The 26269-nt window shown below is 55.1% G+C and carries 24 protein-coding genes; 9 read left to right on the plus strand and 15 right to left on the minus strand.

Annotated features, from left to right (window positions below; all coding sequences use genetic code 11):
- Position 1: 1 nt before the first annotated feature.
- The 3 genes from ACYASS_RS08700 to ACYASS_RS08710 form a co-directional block, all read right to left on the minus strand.
- Positions 2-1945 (minus strand): ATP-binding protein, encoded by a 1944-nt coding sequence (locus tag ACYASS_RS08700; RefSeq protein WP_463585824.1) that lies wholly within the window; start codon positions 1943-1945, stop codon positions 2-4.
- Positions 1946-2036: 91 nt separating this feature from the next.
- Complete coding sequence (locus ACYASS_RS08705; protein ID WP_463585825.1) at positions 2037-3329, minus strand: McrC family protein; 1293 nt, start codon at positions 3327-3329, stop codon at positions 2037-2039.
- Entirely contained in the window at positions 3326-4894 is a 1569-nt protein-coding gene (locus ACYASS_RS08710) for an McrB family protein (RefSeq protein ID WP_463585826.1), read from the minus strand. Before ACYASS_RS08710 ends, ACYASS_RS08705 begins: the two co-directional genes overlap by 4 nt.
- Before the next feature lie 374 nt (positions 4895-5268).
- On the opposite strand from ACYASS_RS08710, the gene ACYASS_RS08715 reads away from it, so the two are divergent.
- A complete protein-coding gene (locus ACYASS_RS08715) occupies positions 5269-5823 on the plus strand; it encodes a BRO-N domain-containing protein (RefSeq protein WP_463585827.1) in 555 nt (184 codons plus the stop codon).
- A gap of 362 nt (positions 5824-6185) precedes the next feature.
- On the plus strand, positions 6186-7211 hold the full coding sequence (locus ACYASS_RS08720) for a PDDEXK nuclease domain-containing protein (protein WP_463585828.1): 1026 nt from the start codon (positions 6186-6188) through the stop codon (positions 7209-7211).
- A gap of 281 nt (positions 7212-7492) precedes the next feature.
- Here the strand turns inward: ACYASS_RS08720 and ACYASS_RS08725 are convergent, their stop codons facing one another.
- The 5 genes from ACYASS_RS08725 to ACYASS_RS08745 all read right to left on the minus strand — a co-directional run bounded on the left by ACYASS_RS08725 (position 7493) and on the right by ACYASS_RS08745 (position 12256).
- On the minus strand, positions 7493-7975 hold the full coding sequence (locus ACYASS_RS08725) for a hypothetical protein (RefSeq protein ID WP_463585829.1): 483 nt from the start codon (positions 7973-7975) through the stop codon (positions 7493-7495).
- Positions 7976-8133: 158 nt separating this feature from the next.
- On the minus strand, positions 8134-8892 hold the full coding sequence (locus tag ACYASS_RS08730; RefSeq protein WP_463585830.1) for a methyltransferase domain-containing protein: 759 nt from the start codon (positions 8890-8892) through the stop codon (positions 8134-8136).
- 86 nt (positions 8893-8978) lie between these two features.
- Positions 8979-9629 (minus strand): glutathione S-transferase family protein, encoded by a 651-nt coding sequence (locus tag ACYASS_RS08735; RefSeq protein ID WP_463585831.1) that lies wholly within the window; start codon positions 9627-9629, stop codon positions 8979-8981.
- 260 nt (positions 9630-9889) lie between these two features.
- Positions 9890-10285 (minus strand): hypothetical protein, encoded by a 396-nt coding sequence (locus ACYASS_RS08740; RefSeq protein ID WP_463585832.1) that lies wholly within the window; start codon positions 10283-10285, stop codon positions 9890-9892.
- A 783-nt stretch (positions 10286-11068) separates the two neighbouring features.
- Positions 11069-12256 (minus strand): hypothetical protein, encoded by a 1188-nt coding sequence (locus ACYASS_RS08745; RefSeq protein ID WP_463585833.1) that lies wholly within the window; start codon positions 12254-12256, stop codon positions 11069-11071.
- A 282-nt stretch (positions 12257-12538) separates the two neighbouring features.
- Here ACYASS_RS08745 and ACYASS_RS08750 point away from each other — a divergent pair, with 282 nt between their 5' ends.
- Positions 12539-12874: a topoisomerase DNA-binding C4 zinc finger domain-containing protein gene (locus ACYASS_RS08750; protein ID WP_463585834.1), complete on the plus strand. Its 336-nt coding sequence runs from the start codon at positions 12539-12541 to the stop codon at positions 12872-12874.
- 35 nt (positions 12875-12909) lie between these two features.
- Here ACYASS_RS08750 and ACYASS_RS08755 read toward each other — a convergent pair whose 3' ends face one another.
- Both ACYASS_RS08755 and ACYASS_RS08760 read right to left on the minus strand, forming a co-directional pair.
- A complete protein-coding gene (locus ACYASS_RS08755; protein ID WP_463585835.1) occupies positions 12910-13146 on the minus strand; it encodes a hypothetical protein in 237 nt (78 codons plus the stop codon).
- On the minus strand, positions 13136-13924 hold the full coding sequence (locus ACYASS_RS08760) for an MlaA family lipoprotein (protein ID WP_463585836.1): 789 nt from the start codon (positions 13922-13924) through the stop codon (positions 13136-13138). Before ACYASS_RS08760 ends, ACYASS_RS08755 begins: the two co-directional genes overlap by 11 nt.
- Before the next feature lie 169 nt (positions 13925-14093).
- On the opposite strand from ACYASS_RS08760, the gene ACYASS_RS08765 reads away from it, so the two are divergent.
- The 3 genes from ACYASS_RS08765 to ACYASS_RS08775 all read left to right on the plus strand — a co-directional run bounded on the left by ACYASS_RS08765 (position 14094) and on the right by ACYASS_RS08775 (position 17520).
- On the plus strand, positions 14094-14804 hold the full coding sequence (locus tag ACYASS_RS08765) for a response regulator (protein ID WP_463585837.1): 711 nt from the start codon (positions 14094-14096) through the stop codon (positions 14802-14804).
- The gene (locus ACYASS_RS08770; protein ID WP_463585838.1) at positions 14801-16156 is read left to right on the plus strand and encodes an ATP-binding protein; all 1356 of its coding nucleotides are present in this window, start codon (positions 14801-14803) and stop codon (positions 16154-16156) included. Before ACYASS_RS08765 ends, ACYASS_RS08770 begins: the two co-directional genes overlap by 4 nt.
- 785 nt (positions 16157-16941) lie before the next feature.
- Complete coding sequence (locus ACYASS_RS08775; RefSeq protein WP_463585839.1) at positions 16942-17520, plus strand: DcrB/PsbP domain-containing protein; 579 nt, start codon at positions 16942-16944, stop codon at positions 17518-17520.
- Positions 17521-17753: 233 nt separating this feature from the next.
- Here ACYASS_RS08775 and ACYASS_RS08780 read toward each other — a convergent pair whose 3' ends face one another.
- Entirely contained in the window at positions 17754-18662 is a 909-nt protein-coding gene (locus ACYASS_RS08780; RefSeq protein ID WP_463585840.1) for a LysR family transcriptional regulator, read from the minus strand.
- Between the two features lie 111 nt (positions 18663-18773).
- On the opposite strand from ACYASS_RS08780, the gene ACYASS_RS08785 reads away from it, so the two are divergent.
- Positions 18774-19970, plus strand: a complete 1197-nt coding sequence (locus tag ACYASS_RS08785) for an MFS transporter (RefSeq protein WP_463585841.1) — start codon at positions 18774-18776, stop codon at positions 19968-19970.
- A gap of 160 nt (positions 19971-20130) precedes the next feature.
- Positions 20131-21216 (plus strand): diguanylate cyclase, encoded by a 1086-nt coding sequence (locus tag ACYASS_RS08790; RefSeq protein ID WP_463585842.1) that lies wholly within the window; start codon positions 20131-20133, stop codon positions 21214-21216.
- Positions 21217-21221: 5 nt separating this feature from the next.
- Here the strand turns inward: ACYASS_RS08790 and ACYASS_RS08795 are convergent, their stop codons facing one another.
- The gene (locus ACYASS_RS08795; RefSeq protein WP_463585843.1) at positions 21222-21932 is read right to left on the minus strand and encodes a hypothetical protein; all 711 of its coding nucleotides are present in this window, start codon (positions 21930-21932) and stop codon (positions 21222-21224) included.
- Between the two features lie 629 nt (positions 21933-22561).
- Positions 22562-23872: an MFS transporter gene (locus ACYASS_RS08800; RefSeq protein WP_463585844.1), complete on the minus strand. Its 1311-nt coding sequence runs from the start codon at positions 23870-23872 to the stop codon at positions 22562-22564.
- A 431-nt stretch (positions 23873-24303) separates the two neighbouring features.
- Here ACYASS_RS08800 and ACYASS_RS08805 point away from each other — a divergent pair, with 431 nt between their 5' ends.
- Positions 24304-24612: a PepSY domain-containing protein gene (locus tag ACYASS_RS08805; protein ID WP_122665952.1), complete on the plus strand. Its 309-nt coding sequence runs from the start codon at positions 24304-24306 to the stop codon at positions 24610-24612.
- Between the two features lie 123 nt (positions 24613-24735).
- Here ACYASS_RS08805 and ACYASS_RS08810 read toward each other — a convergent pair whose 3' ends face one another.
- Both ACYASS_RS08810 and ACYASS_RS08815 read right to left on the minus strand, forming a co-directional pair.
- Positions 24736-25887, minus strand: a complete 1152-nt coding sequence (locus tag ACYASS_RS08810) for a PQQ-dependent sugar dehydrogenase (RefSeq protein WP_463585845.1) — start codon at positions 25885-25887, stop codon at positions 24736-24738.
- A 51-nt stretch (positions 25888-25938) separates the two neighbouring features.
- A complete protein-coding gene (locus ACYASS_RS08815) occupies positions 25939-26265 on the minus strand; it encodes a hypothetical protein (protein ID WP_463585846.1) in 327 nt (108 codons plus the stop codon).
- Positions 26266-26269 lie beyond the last annotated feature (4 nt).

Genomic DNA, 26269 nt, shown 5'->3' on the forward strand with positions numbered 1-26269 from the left:
CCTAAGCGCTCACGATTTTGGAAATTGCCTCAAACAACGCATCACGCTCTTCATCAAGCAGTGATTCAAGCAAATCAAATGCATCCAAAGTTTGAATAATGGCTTTAACCTTCTCCTGAAGCCCTGACTCTTGCTCAGTACTGGTCTTCGTCACTCCGGCCCAATTTTGAAATCGAGTAGAGTTAATATAATAACTATCAATCGCTTTTTCAGGCTTAACGGTAATTGAAACAGATCTGATATCGTCACGTTCCTTACCACGAAATATCGCAACATCAGAAACAACTTTCTCTACTACCTTTCCAAACGCGATACCTTTATGAATTCTAGATACTGCCGCCTTCTCCCTCTTAACCTCTTTATACTTAGCTACCACCTTGCGCATCGCATCATGAAGCCATCGCATTATTATCTGGTAATGAGGGTGCGCAATATTGAAAGACTCCCTATCGATATTCAATGCTGAATCCAATCCCTCGCGAACAAAAACTTCGATAGTTAACTGCCCCTTGATAACATGCTCAGCAACTTGATACTTCATAAAGGTAGAATCAAACAACACCCCAGTAGCGTTATTTATTCTTAGCAATACACCGTTATGCTCTTTAGGAATTACTTTCGGACACCAAAGAATATAGGCCTCAAAAGCTAAGTTTCCGCCACTGATAGTCTCGCCAAATTTCGCCATATCTGGATTAGCCCCACCTAAGAAAAGGATTGGGTCTTTCACTACAGCTCCAGTTGCAGGAAGATCGGTAAACTTCACAGGGCGAAACAGCTGAACGCCATCAATAAAAACATTAAACCCTATCGGCAATGTATTTGTTGAAAATGAAAATTTATCCTTTATAGTTTCGTTGACATTCAACTCGACTTTTTCAGCTTTACTTTTTGGCGAGTTATTTAGATGGTATACGACTGGAAACTGCTCGCCCGTCAATAGAAATGGATGCTTATCAATGTAATCCACTGGAACTGACAGACCGAGACTCCAGAGCATACTCAAATAGCTATCTAAATCATCTTCCAACTTCGGGGAGACTGTTTTAGCTGAGCGACTGATCATTGCATTGTAAAGTTTCATAAACTTAACATCTGCCAAATCACCATCAAGCCATGGCAGACTTGGCTTAACCTCAATTAGATCTTTATCATCTTGATTTGTGCAACCTATATGAAACTGCTTCTTGACCTTGAGTTCCTTTTTCTCCTCAAGCTCCGCACTTTCTTGCAGCCAAATATCGACACTCTTTAATTGATCCCTGGCACTTTTCTTTATGTTCTTTAATATAATATCAGTTCCGTGAGCGCTAATATTATCAGTTATTTCCGTCCTAATCCTAACAAGTCCAGTATCGAATCCTTTGCCACGCTCCTCTTGCTTCGCAACAACCTGCTCAGAATAGTTATTAAGAACTATATCAGCAATCAAATAATAGTTTGTACCTACTTGCTTGGTAACAATGGAAAAATGCCTAGTAAGCTGTGCAACACTAAAAAGACCTATACCAATCTTCCCTATCACTTTTCTTTTTTTGTTCGGACTGAGAGTAGAATCTTCGACGGAAGTAACACCTAATGCAGCTTTTTTTTCCTCGCCACTTCGTTTAGCGCTCCCACCAATATGATGAATAAGGTTTGTCAAAATCTCTACAGACATTCCATTACCATCGTCTCGAATGGTCATATTTTCAAACTTAGGAACATCAGTATCGATCCAGACATTGGTAGCGTCTGCGTCATATGCGTTTGATATTAGTTCTCGGATAGCCGAAGAAGGTTGCCTGTATATACCATCGGTAACTCGAGCTAAAACTTTTTCATCCGTAGAAAGTGTTGCCTCGGACACTTCCCCCATCCCAAGCTTATTTATAATATCATCAATTAACTTCTGACTCTCACCATCTTGAATTCTCTGCTTAGCCTGCTGTAACTCTGCACTCATCGCTCGATCCCTCAGCAATCATATTAATTTTAATCTCTAAAGCCTTATACGACGTACTGCACAAGCTACTAGGAAACATATAATCGCGACACTATATACAATCGTACAAAGAGTTCTCCACACTGATTCCTAAATTATCCACCGAAGTTAATCGCTGTGCATTCAAATCAAAAGTCATCACCCATAACCTCAACCCCTCAGAAAACTCAAAAAATGGTAATGCCTCATGTAACGCTGCCTGACTAGGGTAGATCAGCACCAGATCTCCTTGCCCTCCAAGGTATTTATGGCCATAGGCAAAAAGCTGATAGAAATCAGATTGGCTCAGACCATAGTTTTTGCTACCTGCCCCGGCATCTAAGCGTTTCCATTTCGTATCCAATACCCAGCTTTTATCCCCCTGCGTGATCATCATGTCAGGCCGTAGCTGGAACACTTTCTTGTCCTTGTGCTCGCAGAGGTATTCGGTTTTACGCTCAACGTGCAGGGTTGCATCTTTGGGTAGGGAATCCTTCAGGCAAGCGGCGACATAACACTCGAAGAGCTTCTCCATTGGGAACAGCAAACTCATACCCTGCCATTCACCCGCAATCGCTAGCGGTGTTTGTTGCTGAATAATCAGCTCGCACCAGGTTTTGACTGGTTGGTAGTGAGCCATCAGCCGATCGTTACGCCACTGCTTGAAGTCTTGGGTCGTATCACAGCTGATGGGGATTTCTAGCAGTATTGACCGCAATTCGTGAGACAAGCGCCAATTGCTCGGGTCTTGGGTTGTTTGGCAAACGATATCCAACGCCGTTTTGAGTAGGCGATTCTCGGAGCGGTCGGGAAGGAATATGTCGTGGCGAATCTGGAAGTGGTGTTGTCGCCCAGGTGGCTGACGCATTTGTCGGGCAGTGTTGAGTTGCCCACGTAGGTAGCGCTGCTCTTCCTCAACTCGTTGGTAGTCGAAACGCAGGCCACGCTTGATCAGGTGATCAAGCGCTCCGAGAAAGCTGCTTATGACCCATTCGGTCAGTGGCGCATCGAAGCGTTGCAGTGCGGTGGCGCCGACCTCGCGAGTGGGAAGATTTAGAGATTTTTGAATCATACGCCTGAGCAATGCTCGGCTCTGCTGGATGCAGTCGCCTTCCTCAAAATGCTTAGGCAGGATTTCGATGCGCGTGCCACAGGGTGTTTCCAACGCGCCCACATAGTTGTCGAGCTTGAGTAGCTGGCGGCCTTCGATCTGAACCAGCGCTGCACCGGCTTTGCTAAACGTCGAGCTTTGCTCGCACAGCCAATCGAAGGCCGAAGTTGAGACTTGGGCCACATCAAGGGTTGGGTTGGGAACATGACTGGTTGTTAGCCGGGCATATTCTCGAACCGTCAGGTTGGTTTTCACCCTTTGTGACCAGTCAAGGCTTTGATAACTCTTGCACCTAAGTGCCGGGTATTGAGCTTTGAGCCCGAACCGAACTCAATAGGTATCTCGTACTTCGTTGCCAACTCTCGCAGTACCGGCATTGCCGTAACACGTCGCCCGTCTCGAAAAACCTCAACAGTACCTGATGCGAGAAGCCGTACCGTCACACCGTCCTCGCTCGCTTCCTTCACAACAGGCGACTGAGCCAGTTGTTTTGTATGGTCGATAACTCCTAGGTAAGCCTCAACGCGCTCAAAGGCAGCAAGGTTAAGTTCCCACCGCTCATTGTTAGAGCTGACCGTGGCCGACTCACCAAATAGGGCGCTGATGTCTTGGTTTGGCTGGATCAGGAAGCGATTTTCAACGGCTTTGCGCTGATCATTGAGTACCCACTGGATACGCTGCCAATCTTCGAAGAAATACTCCTGCAACAACGGCAATATTTGCTTGCTGAAAATATCCTCTAAATCCTCCAGGGAGGACTTAGACGTAAGCTCCATAAAGTATGCGTGCCCCAGGCAGTGTTCCCGATCAAGCAGCACCGCAATACGCTGATTCATCACCTTGAGCAGTTCATCGATAGCAACGCCTTCTACCTCCACCCCTGCTAATAACTCCGGACGAGGCGGCACTTCGATAAACGTGAAGCGTCGGCGAAGAGCGATGTCCAGTGCAGCCAACGAACGGTCGGCTGTGTTCATCGTGCCGATCAAGTGAACATTACTAGGAACGCTGAATCGCTCCTTCGAATAGGGCAACGTGACTTCTAACGCTTCAGCCGCACCCGCACGCTTGGACGGTTCGATAAGGGTAATAAGTTCGCCGAAGATACGGGAAATATTGCCGCGATTGATTTCGTCGATGATAAGGACTTTGGCGCTAGCCTCTTCAGTCGCATTCGGCTCAACTACATCAGAGACTTTACCTATATGAGCAGCTAACTGAGAAACCAAGGCGGGGATCAAATTTTTGTAGCCATTAACCAGATACGGCTCAAGCGTAGAACCAGAAATTTTCTTGTCCCACTGACCGTTGCGCAGATCATCGATAGTTATATCGCCCGCCTTCACGTAATCAGATAAGCCATTTAGAAGGCTCATCCCAATTTCGAATTTCTTCCCCTGAGGCTTTTGTATCTCAACGACATCAGCAGTAGCTCGAGTAACTTTGTAGCCAGTACCGTATGTATCACCGGGTTTAAAAGCTAGCACTTTTCTCTTTACTGATCTCGTAGACTTCTTTTTCACTGGTTCACAAAGCGCTCTGAAAACGCCCGGAACCACCTCATAACTAATCTGGCCCTTAGGTCCCGTGACAGCCCGCAACCCTTCAACAAAATCCTCATAACTGAAGCTCTGATGAAACGTTACAAATCGCACGTCACCAGCGGCGAGAAGTTCTCTAAAGCGCTTACTTAGCACTTTGCGGCTATCTCTGTGCTTGTCGAGATAGGGTCGATCAAGAATTTCCAGCGTCGCCTCAATGGTTGCGTAGGTTTTCCCCGTGCCAGGTGGGCCAAAGAAAATTTGATTGAGCGACGACATCTGGGAACATCCTTGTAGGAAGATTCCGACACCATAGCCAGATGGCCAGTATGGGTAAAGCGCTACCGCGATCAGCGCTGAAAATTTTCAGAAATGCCCTACAGCTTTGCTCCTTGTCCACCCCGCTACCACCCCCTACCCTTGCACCGCGCCTAAGAAACGCACAAAGAGACTCACAGCAGCGGCCTGACCGCTCCCGATAAAATGCGGACTATTTGTACCTGCGGCTCACGGCTGCACGTCCTAAAATCTCTGTCATGTCGGGAGTGGACCAATACAAGACCCGCAAGGGGAATAAGTCCGGCCTTTTCTGCTGTGAGGTTTCTTAACTCCCGACACCTTTCTTACAAAAAGTGCACAGCAGAGATCACCAGATGCCAAACCTCGACTCCACCCAACCTCCCAGGCAACCCACCCCCGAAGCCCTAATCCCCACCACCTTCCACCGCCATCACCGCCCACTGCGCACGGTCCTGCTTGAATCCCAGGTCTGGTTCTGTGCCCGAGACTTCGGTCGGTTGATGAGCTGGCCATTGAATGAGCGCACAACACGCAAGCTGGATGAGGATCAGCGTCGTATGGTGTTGCTCGGTGCTCATTACGGGGCTGAGGAGGAGTTGATGGTGAGTGAGTCGGGTATCTACGAGATGCTGGTGTATCACTGTCATGCGGAGAAGCGCGCGTTGCGGCGCTGGATTACTAATGAGGTGGTGCCTTGCGTGCGTGATGGTGTGCCGCGCAATGACAACGCGCCGAGTTTGAGTCTGCTGCAATGGCCGGAGTTGTCGGTGTGTCTGTTGAACTGGCGCAGTGAGCCGTGGATCAGGTTGCGGGATATGCCGAGGCTGTTGCCGCATGGGCAGTTGCCGGAGGATTCGGTGCGGGGTAAGGGGCTGTTGTCGTGGTGGCGGGCGGTTTGGCGGGGCTGAGGTTGTTGCGAGGAAGGTAGATTGCCGTGACCGTGGTTATTACAGGGGGTGTTTGTCTGTGATGGAATTCGGCGGCTGGGCTGGCGCCATCGCGAGCAAGCTCACTCCTACAGGGCGCTATCCGTGATCAGAAACCGCTGGTTTATTTATCAGCATCGTTCGGAGGCGTCGTAGGGTGTTTCATGGGTGGGTGTAGGCCACCGTGGGTTACTTGGCTACAAGCCTTGATCCACGGACGTTTTTGAAAACTCTGCCACCTTCGCGATGTGACCAGACAGCCGCTTGCCAGCGGTTTTGGCTGTTCGACAGCCTGCGATTCGCCCCCTATCTTGCGCGTCCTTTTCGCCCGCAGGACTTCTGAAATGAGCAAGCAAATCGCGTCTGTTGATGGCTCTCTTGAAAGCGGTTTCGCTGAGATCGCGCAACTGATCAACTCGGCCAAGCAAACCACGCTGCAGACCGTTAATACGCAGTTGATCCAGCTGTATTGGCAAGTAGGGGCTTACATCAGTGACAAGATTGATAACGCGCAATGGGGTGAAGGCGTCGTTGCTCAACTGGCGATTTATCTGGCGAAAAGTCAGCCTGGGCTGCGGGGTTTTACCCGGCCTAACCTGTTCCGAATGCGCCAGTTTTACGAGGCCTATCGGGATGACGAAAAAGTCTCACCACTGGTGAGACAAATACCCTGGACCCATAACCTGATCATCCTCAGCCAGAGCAAACGGGCCGAAGAACGTGAGTTTTATTTGCGGCTGGCTATTCAGGAGAAGTGGTCTAAACGGGAGTTGGAAAGGCATCTGAAAACAGCCTTGTTTGAGCGCAGCATTCTAAGCCCGGCAAAAGTGACACCAGCGGTGTCACACATTCATCCCGGCGTCCTCAGCGTCTTCAAAGATGCTTATATGCTCGAGTTTCTGGGCTTGCCAAGCGGGCACGGAGAAGCAGATTTGCATCGAGGATTAGTGCAGCGCCTCAAGGACTTTCTCGGTGAGCTGGGGCGAGACTTTTGCTTTGTTGGCTCGCAGTATCCGGTACAGGTAGGCAGCCGCGATTTCGCGCTGGATTTGCTGTTTTTCCATCGGGGTCTGAACTGCCTTGTGGCCTTTGAGTTGAAGGTGGGACGTTTCGAACCGGAGTACCTGGGCAAGCTTGGCTTTTACCTTGAGGCACTGGATCGTGACGTGCGCAAACCCCACGAAAACCCGGCAATTGGCGTACTGCTGTGCGCCAGCAAGGAAGATGAAGTGGTGGAGTACGCGTTGAATCGCTCGCTGTCCCCGGCGATGGTGGCTGAGTATCAAACGCAATTGCCGGACAAACAGCTGCTGCAGGCAAAGCTGCATGAGTTTTATGCGTTGAATACTCAGGCTTGCGATGGCCCTTGAGGTCGAGCGGGGTGTCGAGGTTCAAGCGAGTAGTCATTCCTGGGCCTCGGTAATCTGGCTGATCGCTCCCCCTGCCAGGCCGACAGCTTTTGTTATGGCTCTGGGGTTGATGCTGGATGGGCGGCCGTCATCGCGAGCAAGCTCGGCTCCTACATGACTGCGCAATCTTCGTTCTCGTGATCAGCCGCTCCATGAGCAGCAGAGGCCAAGCGTTGCAAGTATCAGCGCCCCGCCGCTGGGCCTCGCCAGCCTGAGCCCTTGTGTCTCTACCGACGTTTACGTCATTTGCCTGGCAGGGTGCTGAGCCGCTTCATCGACCATCGAATCACGCTCTCAGAAAAAGCAGGCCGAGAAGGCCAGACAGTTGTTCTCTGGAAATCCATTTCCAGCGTGTCGCCGATAAAGCGTCCATTGAAGGTGTGCACGGTCGTGTAGACGAGTTCACCATTCTGTTTTTTGAGCGGAGTGCGCGACTCGGCGGTTATACGGTCTCCGGTGCGTGTAAACACGGTGGGCACATCAACTTCAGGCCCGTTGTTTTTGGTGTGGTAGTCAAAGTTCTTGAGAACTTGATCCGGGTCGACAACGGTACGCCAGTAGATGAAGTGGGTGTCGTCGATGAACATCAAATAGGCATGCCAAGGTGTCCTTCGCGGCTGCTCGGCTTCGGCGTACCAGATTTTTTCCCGAACGCCTGAGCCAGGCCCGGTGGCGCATCCGGAAAGCGCGAGTAGAAGAAGCGCGGCGAGCAATATCTGTTTCATGCGTCCATCCTGGATGATTCGTTGTCTGGCGTTATTGCGCTCGACAGCACCAAGCCGCTGTTTTGAGCGCGGCCACTTTATCACGCGGTCAGGTGCTGGCTGGTGGGAGGTGGCCGCCTCGCGGGCAAGCGCGCTCCTACAGGGGCGGCGGGTGTTTTTCAGGCGCCAGGCTTGCGGGCCCATGCGCCGAACATGACGTCGCCGATGTAGATGCTTTCGGACTGGGTGCGTTCTTCGTCCAGGCGGTGTTGCAGGGTTTCGATGTCGACTTCGTCTACTGTCGCCACGCCCAGCGCGATGATGCGTGGCAGGCAGGCGCGCACGATGTAGCCCAGGGCGTAGGGGCTGTCAGGCGTTTGAAGGATGCATTCGGCGCGCACATTTTCAACAGCCAGCCCGGCCTTGGTGAAGATGGCGTGCAGGTTGAAGCCGATGTGCAGGTCGGCGCCTTCGCGCGCGATCATTTGCTGTATCCAGCCTTGCGCTTGCCTGTGTAGGTTAAACGCGTCGACGCTGGCCGGGGCCAGGGTGGTGTCGTGTTCCTGGAAGACCATGACGCCGCCTGGACGAAGTTGCTTTGCCAACGCCGTGACGGCCGCAACGGTGTCTGCTTGATACATGAGCACTCGCCGACCGACGATGGCGTCGAACGTGCCGACCGATGCAGGGAGGTCAAGCAGTCCGCTCTGAATGAAAGTGGGCGAAGGTTGTTGATTCGCACCCGCACGGCTGCGGGCCGTCGCGAGCGCATTGTCATCGTGATCAATGCCCACGACTTCTCCGGTCTCCCCGACGAGGCTGCTGAGCAGAAAGGCCACGTCGCCCATTCCGCAGCCAGCGTCCAGCACGCGCATCCCACTGTTAATACCTGCGTCCATGAGAAGTTGAGTGGTGAAGTCGTGTCTGGCAGTCGTCATGCGGCTAGCTCCTGAAATTGTGCGCGGAGTCTGAGGCACGTTTCCTGTTTGGCGCAATGAGCGCCCCGCCCGGCTGCCAGCCCGGACTAGTAATCCAGCCGCCCGAACAATTCCCCGAATGGAAGCATCACGTGCTCTTTAAACGCTGCACGGGTTTGCAGCCGTTGATACCACGCCTCGACGTGGGGAATATGAGGGCGCGGAATATCCAGATTGAAATAGCGGTAGAGGTTCGTGCCGACGGGTATGTCTGCCAACGTGAGGTGCGTACCGGCGAGGAAGTCCTGCGTGCTCAGGACGTGGTCAAGCAGTTGGAAATATTGCGCACAGAGGGCCACGTTTTTATCGACAGCGTTCATGTCGCGCCGGGCTTCGGGCGTTCTGTAAAAGCCCCAGAACACGCCCGTGAGAAACGCCGGTTGCAGCGTGCTCTGGGACCAGTCCATCCAGCGGTCTATCTGCGAGCGACATGCAGGGTCATCGCTCCAGAATGCTGCCCCGCCATAACGTGCCGCCAGATACCTGAGGATGCTGTGTGACTCCCAGACGACCGTCCCGTCGCTGTCCCTGATGACGGGCACTCGACCGTGCGGGTTCATCGCCAGGAATTCGGGGGTGTCTTTGAGACCGAACTCGCCTCCCGCCGGAATGTGCTCATGGGGCAAGCCCAGCTCGCCGATGAGCCACATGACCTTCTGAACATTGAATGATGAACGCCTTCCCCACACTTCAAGCATGCAGCCTCCTGGTCTTGGTTGGATGATGGCTAGCTTACCTTGATCGAAGTCGTCCCGGTGTCCATGTCACCGCGCTGTCTTGCGGTCAACAGCGGAGACGTGGGACGGCTGGGGTAGCGCTCCACCGAGCATCGCGAGGCCGCAATGGCGGCGTATCTGATACACCGCTATCGCGGCCTCGCGATGCTCGTGCGCTCCTACAAGTCTGAGCTTGCTTCGCGACAGCGTGGTGCCAAGAACACTGCGGCAGCTTCTACCTGTCATCTCAGCTTCAGCATGAGGTAAGAGACTAAGGCCCAGATGATTCCAATCAGGCTCGACCAAGCGGAAATATGAAGCAGTAGCCTGAGATACGCAGGGAAATTTTCAATGTCATCCGCGTCGAGTCGACCCGCCCGAATTGCAGCTGCGGGCCACAGTATTTCGAAGGAGATTCTGGCAGCCTCCCAGCGCCGTCCCCTCCAACCCATAGAGTCAGTAGAACCACGACTCCAGCGATACTTGTCACTGTTTTTCAATGCATCCAACATCGCGTCCATATAGCGGTGTCCTAGGTATAGGTTGAAAGCGAGGCCAATAATAATCATTGGAAAAGGCCCGGCCACAAACACAAAGGCGAACCATGACTTCCAGAAGTTTTCGATAACAGGTTCCATCAGGTCACCTCAACTTCGCGAACACGTAAACGATTACGAACCCAGCGCATGCGCATGAGAGAAGCCACAAGTAAATCTTCAATAGAAACCTGAGATCGGCAGGAGAATTTCTGATGTCCTCGCCGTCCACATCACCCTTTCGGACTAAAAGGCCGGGCCAAATCACAACGCCGCTGATTTTGGTGACCAGAAGGCCGCGTCCAAACCAACCCTGATGACGTAGCACCGCACTGTGGATCAGGATATGCCGACTGTTTTTCAACGCATCCAACATCGTGTCCAAATATCGGTTACCGATGTATGTATTGAAGATGAACGTCACTACGGTAAGCAGAAACGGAGCGCTAATGAGTACAAGCTTTAACCAGATCATTGATGAGTCTCGTCGCTCATTGAGTCACCTCAGTTTTAGCGCTACGCAAGCTATCGCCCCCCAAACAACGGCTACCAGTAGAAGAATTAAATGAGCCTTAATTAGCCGTGCGAGCGGCCTCGGGAAGTTTCTTATGTCATCGGAATCTATTTCTCCAGCCCGAATCAGCGGCCCAGGAAACAGGACCACTCCGCCAATTTTTGTGGCAAGCATTGCGCGCCCAAACCACCCCTGATGCCGTAAACCTGCGCCATGAATTACGATGTGTCGGCTGCTTTTCAAGGCGTCCAGCATGGCGTCCAAATGGCGATTGCTTATGTAAATACAGACGATAAAGGTGAATATGGAGAGTACGAAAGGCCCCATCACGAATCCAAAAGCCCACCACGACTGCCAAAATCCTTCCCAAGTCATGGCTGAGTTTTCTCATAGATATACCCACCAAACCATTCCCCACCGTCTCCCCCATAGTTAGTACCAGCCCAGGCCCCACCTGCGATCAGAACCGCTGCGCATGCGACGCCGACGACACCAGTTGAAACACCGAGCGCAACACAGACTGCGGGGGCAAGCGCGTATCCCGCCTGGCCGCCCGCAATGCCACCCACCGTCGAAACAGCAAACTTCCCCCCTTCCGTAAACTTAATCTTCCTGCACGCCTCCGCATCTTTGCCTCTGCACACTTCCTGAATCGCAAGCACCCCTGAAACGCCGCCAATGCCGATACCGATGTAGCCACCCGCTTTCATGTACTTGGCAGCTTTGCTTACGGATTTGACGTGGGTTGAGTAGCCGTGAATGCTTTTCGGGCCACCGGCTTGTTTCCAGTGGTGGACGAGGCTCTGGGTGGAGATGCCGAGGGCTTTCTTCAGGCTGTGATGGTCACTCAAAGTGGTGAAGCTACGCAGGCGGGTGGACTTCAGAAGATGGGCGTCTAGTTGGCTAAGGAGTGCTTTGCGCTGGGCGAAGAATTCCGGGGAGTTGAGGTGGCCGTGTTTAAGGAAGCTGTTCTTGTGCAGTGTTTCTATGTCTTTAAGGGTGTTGGCCATTTGGGCCAAGTGTTTTTCCATCACGGCTGCACTGATACCAAGCCAGGTAGAGGTCTGGCCGGTAAACGTGACAATTTCCGCTGCATGGCGATGCATGAAGTCAGCTTCGTCAGGGGTCAATGGAGCCAGTGCGGCTTTAACCTGATGGGCCGCCTGCATGAGTTGGGATTCGGCGTAGGTGCATGAGGTGTTGTTAGGGTCGCTGAGTACGATCAGGGTGCCCGCTTTGACGATGTCCTCAAGGTTTGGGTTGAGGACACTGAATTTGGTCAAGGCGCTGGCGGGCATGTTGTCGAACAGGCCGTGGTAGAAGTCGTACGTCGAGACGCTTTGCGGCACGATGTAAAAACCGGGCTCGGCGGCGGGTGCGGTTTCGGCAGCGATGAAGGTGCGCGGCTGCGGATTTTCGAAGCTGTAGTTGTGGGAAGAGGGGTATTGAGGTGCGTCGAGGATGGGCGGATTGGGATCAATCTCAGGAGACCGCTGGCCGAATGCATAGCGCTTTTCAACCTCCATGTTGTTGGGGTTGATCTTGGGTCTGTCGGCCATGACACCGGCTCCTTGCTGGTCAAAGGAGCGGAGCCTAGCAAGGCTTCAGGCGGCGGTGACGGGGGCGCGAGTGAATCAGAATGGTCCTACGGTGAATGTCGAAAAAAGCCTGTCAGACCAAGGATTGATGGTGGCCGCAGGAGTGGCTTTAGCCGCGAGAGAGCCAGTACATTCGCAGTGTTTCCTTCGTCTGGAATGACATCCTCCCGGCTAAAGCCGGTCCCACGTCGTTTGCGGTAAAGTCTGCCCCCTGCCCGCTTCTGCCCCATCAGGTTTATCACTGTGAAACTCTCTCGACTTAACACGTTGCTTGCTCGTGCTTCCGCCTGGTTAAGAGGCAAGCGTGAGCGTGTCGCCGAGTTGCAGGTGGTTGAGGATAAGGTGCTCAATGCGCCGCCAGTTGAGCCTGTCAAACCGAAGGTCAGGAAGGTCAAACCGAAGGCAGTGCTCAAGGCTCCCGTCGGGCCGAAAGCGCCAGCTTGCCCGCACTGCAAGAAGGTGATGGTGCTGAAAGTGGCGCGCACTGGGGCGAATGCCGGGGGGAATTTCTGGGGGTGTGCGGATTATCCGAAGTGCCGCGGGATTCGGGCGATCTTTGCACCGATGAAGATTAAGTGATCTTCATCCAAGCAAGTTTCGCCACACGTCGAAAACTATCCTTCCACCCCATTGCTGATCATCCAGCGAATCATGCTCGCCAACGGCACGCGATGATGACGCACCGTGCACCAGGCCGCATCATCGTGGCTGAACAATTCGACGTAGCGGCTCAGCAATACGTGACGGCCATCATCGGCCACACGCAGTTCGATTTCGCGGCTGTGCAGCGACGCGGGGTTGGGGTTGCGGGTTCTGCGGTGCAGCACCAGGGCTTCGGTTTTATTCGTCATCGGCTTCACCGCCAGGGCAAGTTGAAAGGCTTGGGACGACGGCGCCGGATTTGCCTTCGACCACGAAGTTGGCGCGTTTCTGGGCCACGGTGTCACGCAGGGCCGCGTAGTAATCCGGCTGCTTGCGCAGTTGGTCGGTGAACGGCAAGGCTTCAGCGCGGCCATCCACGATGCCGCCGACGGTATTGATCGTGCCCAGGGTCTGCACGGTGTCGCTGTTGCTGCCCAGTGGGTCGACCACGAAGCTCAGCACTTTGCCGGTCGCATCTCGCAAGTTGCCGGTACCGAGCAATGGCAGTTCGACGATGGGGCCGTTGGCGATATTCCACACGCCGAAGGTCTGGCCGAAGTCTGACTTATGGCGCTCGATGCCCATCTTGCCCGAGACGTCGATCAAACCGACGATGCCCACGGTGGTGTTGATCACGAAGCGCCCGAAGGTGGCGACTGAACGCTCGCCATTACCTTGCAGCAGGTCGTTGATGAATACTTTGGGCTCCCCGAAGTTGGCGACGAAGTTGTGAACGCCCGTCTGGAAAAAATCTGGCAGGTGGCGGTAACCACGGGCCACCGGCGCCAGGGCGTAATCATCGACCGTGCGGTTGAAGGCGAAGATGCCGCGGTTGACCGGTTCTGCCGGGTCATGAAGGGTGTAGCTGACGTTATCGCAGGGGCCAATCGGGGTAGACGGCGGGCTGGCGCATCCACTGACAAGCACGACAACAAAACCGGCAACTGAACAGCGAACAACAGGCGAAGCGCATTTGAGAGTGGGCATGCAAGGTGATCTCGACAAGGATTGGCGCTGATCCTGCCTGCGCTTTTTTGCCTGAAGATTTCTGCTTTATTGCGCGCTCGTCGCTTTATTACCGAGTTGAAATATATGACGCGGCGCCGCGAATGATTTTAGATAGGCGCTGCACATCCATTCCGGCAGCGAGCCCACCGTGAGTCATTTACTACTGGTCGACGACGATGTTGAAGTCCTCGCCCTCTTGCAGAAATTCCTTGAGCAGCATGGTTACAGCGTCGAGGTCGCCACCGATGGTCCTGCGCTGTGGCAGGCTGTGGAGCGGCGTTTACCGGACCTGATCATCCTCGACGTGATGCTGCCCGGTGAAAGCGGTCTGGTGCTCTGTCAGCAGTTGCGTGCCAAGCACAAGATTGCAGTGATCATGCTCACTGCCATGGGCGAATTGAGTGACCGGGTCATTGGCCTGGAGCTGGGCGCCGATGATTACCTGACCAAACCGTTCGACGCCCGGGAGTTGTTGGCGCGTGTGCGTGCCGTGCTCAGGCGCGTGGGGGAAGCGGCAACGGTGTCGAGCGACTCTTCGCGCTCGATCCTTGAGTTTGCCAACTGGCAGCTGGACGTGACCCGCCGCGAGTTGCGCTCACCGGAAAAAGTCATGATCCCGCTGTCCACCGGCGAGTTCGAGTTGCTACTGGTGTTTGCCGAGCACCCGCGGCGCATTCTCACCCGCCAGCAGTTGCTGGACATGGCACGTGGCGAGGCGTACGACGCGTTTGATCGCAGCGTCGATGTGCAGGTCAGCAGGCTGCGACGCAAACTGGAGGCGGATATTCACAGTGAGCCGATGATCCGCACGATTCGCAACGGCGGTTACCTGTTCAGCCCGTCGGTGGTGAAGCGATGAGTTTTTTCTCGGCGTTGCGCACCCGATGGAATCGCCCCCATGACACGGTCGCGCGCTGGATCGCCCTGACCACCATGCTGGCGATGCTCACTTCGCTCGCTTTGAATGGCGCCTTTACGTTGCTGGCAGGTGTCTGGGCGCGGCCGCCAATTCTGGAAACCGGCCTGATGGAAAAGGCTGCGACCATCACGCGCATCATCAACGCTGCGCCTCTGGAGCAGCGCAACAGCATTGCCGTCGCGGCCAGCGACAAGGTGTTCGACGTGCAATGGTTAGCCCGCCGTGAAGATGCACACCTGCCGAGTACCAACGACCCTGGCTTCGAAGACGGGCAGCAGTTTTTACGTGATTTACTGGAAATGCCCCATGCAATTATCGAGGCCTATGAGCCGAGGGACTGGGGCGCGGAACAGGCCGGGCGACCGTATGCACTGCTGATCCAACTGAACGACGGCTCTTGGGTGCAGTTCTCCATGGCGACGCGCAACTGGGGGCTCGACCCGTTTGAGCGCAACCTGATCGTGATCTTTCTGGCGCTGCTGTCGACCATTGTGGTGGCGCTGATTGCCACTCGACACCTGGCGACGCCGCTTGAACGTTTTGCCAAAGGAGCCAGGCGGTTTGGTAAGGACTTTCGCGCGCCGCCCATCCCGGTCGTCGGCCCCCATGAGATACGTCAGGCGATCCTGGCCTTCAATGCCATGCAGGCGCAGATCCGGCACTTCCTCAACGACCGTACGCAAATGCTCGCCGCCATTTCCCACGACCTGCGGGCGCCCTTGACGCGGATGAGGCTGCGCGGGGAGTTCATTGAAGATGCCGAGCAGCAAAGCAAGCTGTTCCGGGATGTGGATGAGATGCAGACGATGGTCAACTCTGCGCTGGACTTCTTCCGCGACGACGCCCGACTGGAACAGCCCACGGCGTTTGATCTGGCTGAACTGCTGCTCACGGTGGTCGATGATTTCAAGGATGCGGGGATTGATGTGCAGTGTGTGGGCGCCAATCGTTTCGTGTACGTGGGGCGCCCGATCGGCATCAAGCGTGCGCTGGTCAATTTGATTGATAACGCCTTGAAGTACGGCCACGAAGCCCGCGTTGAGCTCCGCTCGCGTACTGGCTGGGTCGAAATCCTGGTGCAGGATCGCGGGCCGGGTATTGCTCCGGAGTTGCATGAACAGGTGTTCGCGCCCTTCTACCGTATCGAGGGCTCGCGCAACAAGAACACAGGCGGCGTAGGCCTGGGCCTGCCAACCGCCCGTGCCACGGTGCTTGAACATGGCGGCTCGTTGACGTTGAGGAACCGAAGCAGCGGCGGGCTCGAAGTGAAGGTGGCGCTGCCGGTAGATTGAGGTGGTGCTAAACGATGGAATTCTCCGTCTGCCCGCGAACTGATGTGCGACGTTAATTCTGTAAGCAAGCTATTCGCGAAGCGGGCGTGCCTGATGAACCGCGTTAGCCCTTCTCGCCAACAAGTTGCCTCCTACCTTCAACAGCGTTGAGCCTACGCGGTCGGGGTAGGAGCGAACTTGTTCGCGAGGCGGCGTACCTGAAGACCTGCATCAGCCCCTCTCGCCAACAAGTTGCCTCCTACCTTCAAAAGCGTTGACCCTACGCGGTCGGGGTAGGAGCGAACTTGTTCGCGAGGCGGCGTACCTGAAGACCTGCATCAGCCCCTCTCGCCAACAAGTTGCCTCCTACCTTCAACAGCGTTGACCCTACGCGGTCGGGGTAGGAGCGACTTGTTCGCGAGGCGGCGTACCTGAAGACCTGCATCAGCCCTTCTCGCCAACAAGTTGCCTCCTACCTTCAACAGCATTGAGCCTACGCGGTCGGGGTAGGAGCGAACTTGTTCGCGAGGCGGCGTACCTGAAGACCTGCATCAGCCCTTCTCGCCAACAAGTTGCCTCCTACCTTCAACAGCGTTGAGCCTACGCGGTCGGGGTAGGAGCGAACTTGTTCGCGAGGCGGTGTGTCAGGACAAAGCTTCGCAGCCTTCGGCAGCTCCTACAAAAAATGCATTTCAATTCGGGGATGGGGTATTGCGCGAGGCGCAATTCGACATAAATCTTCCCTTGAGGCAGGATGCCAGCACATCCAGCCGGGATCATTCCGGCGCTTTTTTCGAGGGCATTCGATGCGGTTCTTTAGCTGTAAAACTCTGCTGGTGACGGCTGCATTGGCGATGGGTCTACAGGGCGCGAATCTGTCCGCTGCGCCCCAGCAAAAGACGCCAAGCCAGCAGAAAGTGTCGATGCTGGAAGGCAAATGGGTGTTCAGCCTGCCCAAGGAATACGTGAAGAACCCGATGCCGGAAATCGACGACAAGGCCAGGGCCGCCGGGGTGACGGGGTCGCTGTACATGAACAAGGCCGCCAAGCGCGTGGTGATTGTCACTGAAACGCCACTCGACTCCCCCGAGCCAGTATCAAGCAATGATGAGGCAACGCTCAGCGGCGTCATCGCCGCGACCCTCGAACAGCAGCAGGCCAGCTACCAGAACTTCAAACAGTTGGGCGACGTGAAGAAGATGGTGCGTCGCGGTCTGGGCCTTCGTCAGTTGGACATTTCCGGCAGTGTCGACGGTGGCAAAGTATTGAGCACCACCGTGACCGCCGCCTCAGGCAAGCGTATGGCGATGGTCAATGTCATCTCGCTGGAGAAGGACGCCAAGGCGCATGGGGATTTGCTGAAAGGGATTACTGGAGGGAAGTAGCGGATCCCGGTAGAGAGCCGACCTGCTTTTCCGTAGGAGGCGTCGCTCCGCCTTCGAAGCCACGCTGTTGCGCAGCAAACATGCGCCCCTGTAGGAGCTGCCGAAGGCTGCGATAGCGGTGTGTCAGGGTCAATGCTTCGCAGCCTTCGGCAGCTCCTACAGGAAAATGCATTTCAATCCAGTAGTTTGCATGTCGTTTTATAAGAGCCAACGTGTTGGCGCCTACGATGGTGTCAATCCATCCGCAGCGTCGCCGACAGCAATTCCACCAACTGATGCACTTTGGGCAGTGACTCCCGGTTGCGGGGCCAGGCCAGGTGCAGATCGAGGCCTTCGGTAGCGAGATGCGGGAGGATTTCTACCAGTTCGCCGCGCTGCAACTGGTCTTTGATCAGCCAGGTCGCCAGTTGTGCCACCCCGCTGCCCGCCACCACCGCTGCAACCTGAGCTTCACCATTGCCGACGACAATTCGTCCTTCGATCATGCGCAACTGGGTTTGCCCAGTGGCGTCGACGATGACCCACGGGCTGGTGCCGCCATGGTCTTTGCCATACAGCACGCAAGCATGATCGGCCAACTCATCAAAAGTCTTCGGCGTGCCGTGGCGATGCAGATAGACCGGAGCGGCACAGAAGATCACTCGCTCGGTCCCCAGATAACGATGGCCCAAGGTGGACGGCCAGGCAGACGGGCCGCCAATGCGCACGGCCACATCGACCCCCTCTTCGATCAGGTCGACGAAGCGATCGGTAAACGATACATGCGGGCGCAGTTTGGGATGCTGATCGGCAAACCCCAGCAAAAGCGGCAACACGTGAATGCGCCCGAACGAGGCAGGCAAATCTACGCGCAGATGCCCGGCGGGCTCCGAGCGCTGTGCCGCCATTGCCGTTTCTGCATCGGCCAGTTCATCAAGGATGCGGGTACAGACGGCGTAGTACGCCGTGCCCTCTTCCGTCAGGGCCAGGCTGCGGGTAGTGCGCTCGAACAGGCGCATGCCCAACCGCCCCTCAAGCCGGGCAATGCTTTTACTGACGGCGGAATTGGTCAGGCTCAAGCGCTCGGCTGCGGCCGTAAAGCTGCCCGCATTGGCGACAGCCACGAACGTTGAGATACCTTTGAGGCGGTCAGCGGAAATCATAAGCCTGCATCAACTAGTGAAATTAATTCCATAGTGCACGGAAAAACCACCAAAGATAAGAAGAGGTTTCTCGAATAGGCTAGCAGCATTATTTCAATTCGAGTTAAACCCATGCCTTCTGTAGACACTACCGCTGCTGGTTCTGCCAGCGGCGCAAGCGCCACTGGCGCCAATTTGGCGATTGCCATTCTGGCGCTGGCCGGTTTTGTAATCGTCACCACCGAATTTTTGATCATTGGCCTGCTGCCAGGCATGGCCCGAGACTTGGGGATTTCAATCTCCGACGCGGGCTTGCTGGTGACCTTGTTCGCCTTCACGGTGATGCTGTTCGGGCCGCCATTGACGGCGATGCTTTCACACCTTGATCGCAAAAAGACCTTTGTGGCGATCCTGCTGATTTTCGCTGCTTCCAACGCACTGGCTGCGCTGTCCAGCAATATCTGGGTGCTGGCGTTTGCCCGGTTTATCCCGGCTCTGGCGTTGCCCGTGTTCTGGGGCACAGCGAGCGAAACCGCCAGTTTGATGGCCGGTCCGCAAAACGCCGGTAAAGCAGTGGCGCGGGTTTACCTGGGCATTTCTGCGGCCATGCTCTTCGGCATTCCGCTGGGTACTTTGTTTGCGGACGCGGTTGGCTGGCGTGGCGCTTTCTGGGCCCTGACGCTGTTGTCGCTGTTGATGGCCTTGCTGCTGTGGATCTCAATGCCCTCCATTGCTAAAACAGAAAAGGTTGGCTTGGCCAAGCAGGCAAAAATCCTCGGTGACCCGCAGTTCATCGTCAACTTGCTGCTGTCGATCCTGTTGTTTACCGCAATGTTTACCGCTTACACCTACCTGGCCGATACGCTGGAACGCATTGCACAGATCGCCCCCGCACAGGTCGGCTGGTGGTTGATGGGCTTCGGGGCAGTGGGCTTGATTGGTAATACCTTGGGCGGCCGTTATGTGGATCGCAGCCCATTGGGTTCGACCATCGTCTTTGCGCTGTTACTGGGGATAGGCATGACGGCCTCGGTGCCAGCGGCAGGCTCCATCCCGTTGCTGTGTGTAGTCTTGCTGGTCTGGGGCATTGCCCATACCGCGCTGTTCCCGATCTGCCAGATCCGCGTGATGAAAACCGCTCCTCATGCCCAGGCTCTGGCAGGTACATTGAACGTCTCGGCGGCAAACGCAGGGATTGGTCTGGGCTCGGTAATTGGCGGGCTGGCTATTGATCAGTTAGGCCTGAGTTATGTGGGTTATGTGGCCGCATTCGTCTCGCTGCTGGCCATCGCGACGGCGCTCATAGCCCTGCAAATGAAGGGGCGATGAGCGACGAACGGCGCAAATCAATACCGCCAGCGACTTTTTACGGCGGTATTGCTCAATAATGGCAAAAGGCTCTTCCTAATTCCCTGTCGGCGGGCCAAAATCCGATATTTCGTTCTGACCTAAGACCAGAAGGTCCTCAGATCGATTCCGGTAGAGCGCCATGAGAAATCACGACGGCAAAGGAATGTCCTTTGCCAAACGAATATATTGGGTTCGCAGCGTTGGTGTAGGCATTGGGTTCTTCAGTGTCGCGGCCACCATGTACCTATTGCATCCTCCCGCCTGGGTCTGGGTACTGATGCTGTGCAACTCGATCATCTGGCCGCCGATTGCCCTATGGCTGGCCACCCGCTCTCGCCAACCCTTTTACGCAGAACGACGCAACATCCTCTGCGACTCTCTCGCAGGCGGTTTCTGGGCCGGGGCAATGGGTTTCAACCCGTTGCCTACGGTGACGGTGCTGGCAATGATGGCGATGCATAACCTCGCGGCAGGCGGCAAACGTCTGTTTCTGCAGGGCTGCATAGCGCAGATCATTGGCGCATCGATCTCTCTCTACCTGTTTCGACAACCGTTCGTGTCCGTCAGTACCCCGATGCAGATCTACGCCTGCTTGCCGGTCCTGGTGTTTTATCCCATGTTCGTCGGCTACATGAGCTATCGGGTGGCGGTGAAGCTCAGCGAGCATAAGCACATTTTGGGCAAGCTCAGCCGTACCGACAGCCTGACCGGCCTGATCAACCACGGTTCCTGGAAAGACCTGTTGCAGCTTGAGTTCAACAAAAGCCAGTTGCTGTCCCGCCAGGCGTCCATCGCCTTGATCGACATCGATCACTTCAAAGCGATCAATGACACCCAAGGCCACATCATTGGTGACAACGTGCTCAAGCGCCTGAGTACAGCACTGTTGGCAAACCTGCGGGATTCGGACCTGGCAGGTCGCTACGGTGGCGATGAATTCTGCGTCATCCTGCCCAATACTAGCGCAGCCCTGGCGTGGGAAATCCTTGAGCAACTGCGCCGGGACGTTAATGACTTGCGCGACCCGCAACTGCCACACCTGCAGTTGAGCCTGAGTATTGGCATCTCGACCTTTGGCCCGCATATCAGCGATGCGGCCATGTGGCTCAATGAAGCCGACAAAGCGTTGTATATCGCCAAAACCACTGGCCGAAACCGGGTCTGTTCCGCAGCCCCGGCCGTGATTGATTACCCTCGCCTGGGGGCTGAAACGTCAGCGTCCTGATGCGTTCAATCGGTAGCACTCGTGCTAGTGCACAGGTGCGTCAATATCCACTCGGGCGTGTGCTCTTCAAGCAGTTCACTCACGGTTCTTTTCAGTTCGAGCCTGCCATAAACCGCTTCTTCACGTTCCAGATGCTTTTGCTGAGCGCGGCGGTAATGGGCGGGATAAATGCTCTGCTCTATGGGTAACAGCGCATCGAAATGCTCCAGCAACCCGGTAAAAACCAGACGCCGCTCGACGGTGTGCCGGGTAGTGGCGATAAGTTTGATGAAGTACTGGCTATCACGCTGACGCAAGGCCTCGTAAGCGGCGAAACGCTCAGCCAGCGTATAGTCAGCCAGATCATCGAACACCATGCAGCACAGCAGCGAGCGTGACAGATCGTGAAAGGGGTTAGCGCTCAGCGTCCGGCGCTGGTGGAAGCCCAAAGCAAAATCGACGGCTTTTTCAACCTCCTGCTGACGCTCGACATCGTCAAACTCCGGCAAGTTAACGAGCCCTGGCGCTTGTCGCCCCTGAGTCGCTACCTGCCGGGAGAATATCGACAACTTGCCTTGAGGCCCAAGCAGCGCTGCTTGCTGGTCACACAGCCGGGCTTGGGTTGTAGCTACCTGTCTGGCGACCAGTTGCTGAAAACCCAGCACCACGTCGGTCAGCGGTACATGCATAGATTGCTCCCACGCGTGTTCATCCCCCTGAGTAAGCAAAACGCTCATGACATAACTCCCTTTTTATTGACGTGTTTATGGTGTGCAGTTTTTTATTGTTGGTTCGCAGATCACTGAGACAGGTGGGCAGCAACCTGTTCCACGGATAAAAAGGGCGTAGTCACACTCTCTTCCCTGATGAATCCGTAGGAGAATTCTTTATTTACCTTCCTTGTATCGACGGCGCGCATAGCTGATACAACGCTTAGCAGAATATTCCTACAACACACATGGAATACTTCTTATAAATAACTCAAACACTGTTTAAAAATTTAATGGCGACGACTTGTATAGACAGAAACGATAAACATTCGGAATAACAATTACAACCAATCGTTACAAATATATTGTTCATCTTGATGCCTACAAAACAAATCCCATTATGAATACGCACAACAAGAATATTCCCACACCTTGACTAGCTGTGAGATGACAGACTTTTGATTATTTAAATATCTTTACCGCACATTGAGGCAGCGAGGGCTTTTTAAAAAGCTCAACGGTCCGCTCAGGGGTTTTGGCCTGGACACTGAAGGGCTGATCGTGGTGCGGGTTAGGACGGTAGGGATTCATGCCCTGCCCTCGTTCAGTCGAGGATAAAGACGAGCTTCATCCCGACCAAACAAGTGCGCAGGCTGTCAGTTGCTGACGAACACCGCATCGACTTTCATGCCGCGACGCAAACCAAATACCGCGGCGGTCGCCAGTCCCACCGCGCCCATGATCGCGACGTAGCCAACGCACACCCATGGGCTCCATGGCATCAGTGCGATGAGCACCAACGGCGTAGTGCTGGCCCACAGTGCGTAAGCGATGTTGTACGTGAATGAGATACCTGAAACGCGAATAGTGGGCGGGAACAATCCGACCATTACCGAAGGCACGACCCCGACGATGCCGCAGGCCAGACCCGCCAGTGCATAGGCGATGCCCGGAGCGAGCCATTGGCCGATCAGGCTGGCGTAAAGCAGTCCGATGCCAAGCGGCAGGAGCATGCTGTAGACAATCACGCCACGCCAGGCGCCGATACGATCCACCAGCATGCCCGCCAGCACACAACCAATGTTCAGGAACACGATACCCAGGCTGCTGAGGGCAAACGTATCGCTGGCGCTCATGCCGAAACGTTTTTGCATGACCGTCGGGGTAATGACCACCAACACCACCACCGCTGAGGTCAGTACGCACGTCAGCAAGGCGGCGGGCAACAGCGACTGACGGTGTTCGCGCAGTACCGCTGTCAGGGGGAACTCCGTCGCTGCTTCGCGCTGGGCGTACATGGCCATGAACACAGGGGTCTCGCTCAACCAGCGGCGCAGCCATACGCCGAGCACACCAAAAGCGCCGCCCAGCAGAAAGGGTATGCGCCAGGCATAGTCGAGTATTTCCGCCGGGGTGAAGACCTTGGCCAGCCAGGTAGCGATCAGTGCGCCCAGCAGATAACCAAACGTCAAACCCGCCTGAAGAATGCCCAGTGCGTAACCGCGATGACCTTTGGGGGCGTGTTCGGCAACAAATACCCACGCGCTTGGGACTTCGCCACCCACCGCTGCACCTTGCAGGATACGCAACGCCAGCAGGATCAACGGCGCCCAATAGCCGATCTGCGCGTACGTTGGCATCACTCCGATCAGCAGACACGGCAGCGCCATCATCAGAATGCTCAGGCTGAACACCCGCTTGCGTCCCAACCGGTCAGCGAAGTGGGCCATCAGGATGCCGCCCAGCGGACGAGCCAGATAGCCGGTCACGAAGATCCCGAAGCTTTGCAACAGACGCAACCACTCGGGCATTTCTGGTGGGAAGAACAGTTGGCTGAGGGTCAGCGCAAAGAAGACGAAAATGATGAAGTCATAGATTTCCAGCGCCCCGCCCAGCGCCGCGAGGCCCAGGGTTTTATAGTCAGCCCGGGACAGCGGCTGAGGACGTGGTCGAGCAATGGCCGTCATAAGGACCCCGGACACGAAAGAGTGAGAACGCGACACTGCGTCGCAGGGCGCGAAGAATAGCAAAAAGGAGGCTAATGGCTAGGGGTTTGGATGAGTGGTGACGTGGTACTGCCTGAAACCGAGGCGCGCCAATCGCGAGCAGGCTCGGCTCCCACAGAACCCACGCAGTCCCGGCCGGTCCCACAAGATCAAGAGATCGCTTGCAGGCAAACATAAAATCTCTCACAGGTTCTGCGTGATTCCAGGTATTGGCGCGATGTCGTGGGACCGAAAAACTTGCAGGAAGACAGGGGGTTTAAAACCAGCAATGACGCCCACGTTTATTATTAAGCGTGAATTAAGTATCAGTGGTTAATCTGGTTTCAACAGGCAACGGAACGATTCAGTTGCCCCTCGATCAATATCACCAGATCAACCATAAGGAAGTACTCATGAAAACGTTGAATGCCTTGTTTGCTGCTGTTGCCCTTACTGCCGCCGCTGGCGCTGCCCAGGCAGACGTTCGTCCAGATCAGATCCCCGGCCTGCTCAAATCGGGCGCGATCATGGACTTCGAAAAGTTGAACAAGCTGGCGCAGGACAAGCACCCTGGTTTTACCATCCATGACACCGAACTGGATCAGGACGCACAAGGCAACTATATCTATCAGGTTGAACTGCGCGATGCTCAAGGTGTTGAGTGGGACGTTGATGTCAACGCCAAGACAGGCGCTATTGTAAAAGACAAACAGGATAAGTAATCAATACTGAGCTGTTTGATATGAACCTGCCGGGCTGAACGTGTTAGAAAAACGCAGGATAAGTCAGTCAAAGCGTCACTGACTTATCCCACGTATAACCTACACGTTCAGCACTGCAGGTTTTTACTGTTTCAACCCTACTTTCAATAGTTGACCATTGTCTTCGTCGGTCAGCACATAGATATAACCATCCGGTCCCTGGCGCACGTCCCGAATGCGCTTCTTGAGGTCACCCAGCAAACGTTCTTCATGAACGATCTTGCCATCTTCAAATTCCAGACGAATCAGATCTTCCGATGCCAGCGCACCAATGAACAGGTTGTGGTCCCAGGCCTTGAAACGTGACGCGTCGTAGAACGCCATGCCGCTGATGCCCGGTGATTTTTCCCAGACGTGGAACGGCTTGATGGTGCCTTCGACAAACTTGCCTTTGGCTTCGGGAATAGCCTCGCCAGAATAATTGATGCCGTGAGTCGCCAGCGGCCAGCCGTAGTTCTGGGCGCGCTCGATGATGTTCACTTCATCGCCACCTTTAGGGCCATGCTCGTTGGTCCATAACGTGCCAGTCCATGGGTTGAGCGCAGCGCCTTGTTGATTGCGATGGCCATACGACCAGATTTCCGGACGCACGTTTTTCTGGCCAACGAACGGGTTGTCAGGCGGCACCTTGCCGTCGGCGAACAGACGTACGATCTTGCCCTGCAATTTGTCCAGATCCTGGGCGGTCGGCCGGTCATTGTTCTCGCCGAGGGCGATGAACAAGTACCCCTCCCGATCGAAGACAATCCGCGCGCCAAAGTGATTGCCCACCGACAGCTTTGGCTGCTGGCGGAAGATCACGTTGAAATCTTCCAGCTTGGTCAGGTCTGCCGAGAGACGCCCGCGGCCTGCAGCGGTGCCTGCCTTGCCGTCGTCACCGACCTCGGAAAAGGTCAGGTACACCATGCGGTCCTTGGCAAAGTCCGGAGACAGGACAACGTCCAGCAAACCACCCTGCCCGTTTGCCCAGACCTTGGGCACGCCGGACAAGGGTTGGGACAAGGTGCCGTCAGGCGACACAACGCGCAGGTTGCCCGGCTTTTCAGTCACCAGCATGCCCTTGTTGTCCGGCAGGAATGCCACGGCCCACGGGTGGGCGAGCCCTTTGGCCACTTCTTCGACGCTGATGGTACCTTGCTCGGTTTTGAAATCCTGTACGGGACCTGCAGCAGCGCTCAGCGGCAAACTCAACAATGCGCTGGCACACAGTGTTGCGATCAAGGTTTTGCAGTGCATGGACGATTCCTTATGTCATGAAAAAGCCCCCGGCTTGAGGGGGTGCGGGTCTCAATCAGTACTTTTACGGTTCTGCCCGGAATTGCTGTCGCCTGGGCGAGGGGCTTGTTGTCGGGTCGGGTAACCATTGCCGATGCCGCCATTTTCCAGCGTAGGCGGCCGCGGGTTGGGGGCCGTATTCGGGCCGCGCACAGGTGGCGTGGAGGGGACGGTGCCCTGGCGGCTGTTAGGGTTGGCACGGTGAATAGGGCTGTTATTCGGATTGCCGCTATTGAGCGTACTGTTGGGCAAGGTCTGGGCCTGGGCGACACTGGTCATGCCAGCTGTCAGCAGGCTCCCCAGCGTCAGGAATGCAACACGTCGCGCAAAACTGTTCATCACT

It is taken from the genome of Pseudomonas sp. HP_14 (assembly GCF_055283875.1).

What these genes read in the sequence shown, in the direction of transcription:
- ACYASS_RS08700 (WP_463585824.1), bottom strand. Translation starts at nt 1,945, where the DNA reads ATGAGTGCAGAGTTACAGCAGGCTAAGCAGAGAATTCAAGATGGTGAG.
- ACYASS_RS08710 (WP_463585826.1), bottom strand. Translation starts at nt 4,894, where the DNA reads ATGTCGTCGCTCAATCAAATTTTCTTTGGCCCACCTGGCACGGGGAAA.
- ACYASS_RS08715 (WP_463585827.1), top strand. Translation starts at nt 5,269, where the DNA reads ATGCCAAACCTCGACTCCACCCAACCTCCCAGGCAACCCACCCCCGAA.
- ACYASS_RS08720 (WP_463585828.1), top strand. Translation starts at nt 6,186, where the DNA reads ATGAGCAAGCAAATCGCGTCTGTTGATGGCTCTCTTGAAAGCGGTTTC.
- ACYASS_RS08725 (WP_463585829.1), bottom strand. Translation starts at nt 7,975, where the DNA reads ATGAAACAGATATTGCTCGCCGCGCTTCTTCTACTCGCGCTTTCCGGA.
- ACYASS_RS08730 (WP_463585830.1), bottom strand. Translation starts at nt 8,892, where the DNA reads ATGACGACTGCCAGACACGACTTCACCACTCAACTTCTCATGGACGCA.
- ACYASS_RS08735 (WP_463585831.1), bottom strand. Translation starts at nt 9,629, where the DNA reads ATGCTTGAAGTGTGGGGAAGGCGTTCATCATTCAATGTTCAGAAGGTC.
- ACYASS_RS08740 (WP_463585832.1), bottom strand. Translation starts at nt 10,285, where the DNA reads ATGGAACCTGTTATCGAAAACTTCTGGAAGTCATGGTTCGCCTTTGTG.
- ACYASS_RS08745 (WP_463585833.1), bottom strand. Translation starts at nt 12,256, where the DNA reads ATGGCCGACAGACCCAAGATCAACCCCAACAACATGGAGGTTGAAAAG.
- ACYASS_RS08755 (WP_463585835.1), bottom strand. Translation starts at nt 13,146, where the DNA reads ATGACGAATAAAACCGAAGCCCTGGTGCTGCACCGCAGAACCCGCAAC.
- ACYASS_RS08760 (WP_463585836.1), bottom strand. Translation starts at nt 13,924, where the DNA reads ATGCCCACTCTCAAATGCGCTTCGCCTGTTGTTCGCTGTTCAGTTGCC.
- ACYASS_RS08770 (WP_463585838.1), top strand. Translation starts at nt 14,801, where the DNA reads ATGAGTTTTTTCTCGGCGTTGCGCACCCGATGGAATCGCCCCCATGAC.
- ACYASS_RS08775 (WP_463585839.1), top strand. Translation starts at nt 16,942, where the DNA reads ATGCGGTTCTTTAGCTGTAAAACTCTGCTGGTGACGGCTGCATTGGCG.
- ACYASS_RS08780 (WP_463585840.1), bottom strand. Translation starts at nt 18,662, where the DNA reads ATGATTTCCGCTGACCGCCTCAAAGGTATCTCAACGTTCGTGGCTGTC.
- ACYASS_RS08785 (WP_463585841.1), top strand. Translation starts at nt 18,774, where the DNA reads ATGCCTTCTGTAGACACTACCGCTGCTGGTTCTGCCAGCGGCGCAAGC.
- ACYASS_RS08790 (WP_463585842.1), top strand. Translation starts at nt 20,131, where the DNA reads ATGAGAAATCACGACGGCAAAGGAATGTCCTTTGCCAAACGAATATAT.
- ACYASS_RS08795 (WP_463585843.1), bottom strand. Translation starts at nt 21,932, where the DNA reads ATGAGCGTTTTGCTTACTCAGGGGGATGAACACGCGTGGGAGCAATCT.
- ACYASS_RS08800 (WP_463585844.1), bottom strand. Translation starts at nt 23,872, where the DNA reads ATGACGGCCATTGCTCGACCACGTCCTCAGCCGCTGTCCCGGGCTGAC.
- ACYASS_RS08805 (WP_122665952.1), top strand. Translation starts at nt 24,304, where the DNA reads ATGAAAACGTTGAATGCCTTGTTTGCTGCTGTTGCCCTTACTGCCGCC.
- ACYASS_RS08810 (WP_463585845.1), bottom strand. Translation starts at nt 25,887, where the DNA reads ATGCACTGCAAAACCTTGATCGCAACACTGTGTGCCAGCGCATTGTTG.
- ACYASS_RS08815 (WP_463585846.1), bottom strand. Translation starts at nt 26,265, where the DNA reads ATGAACAGTTTTGCGCGACGTGTTGCATTCCTGACGCTGGGGAGCCTG.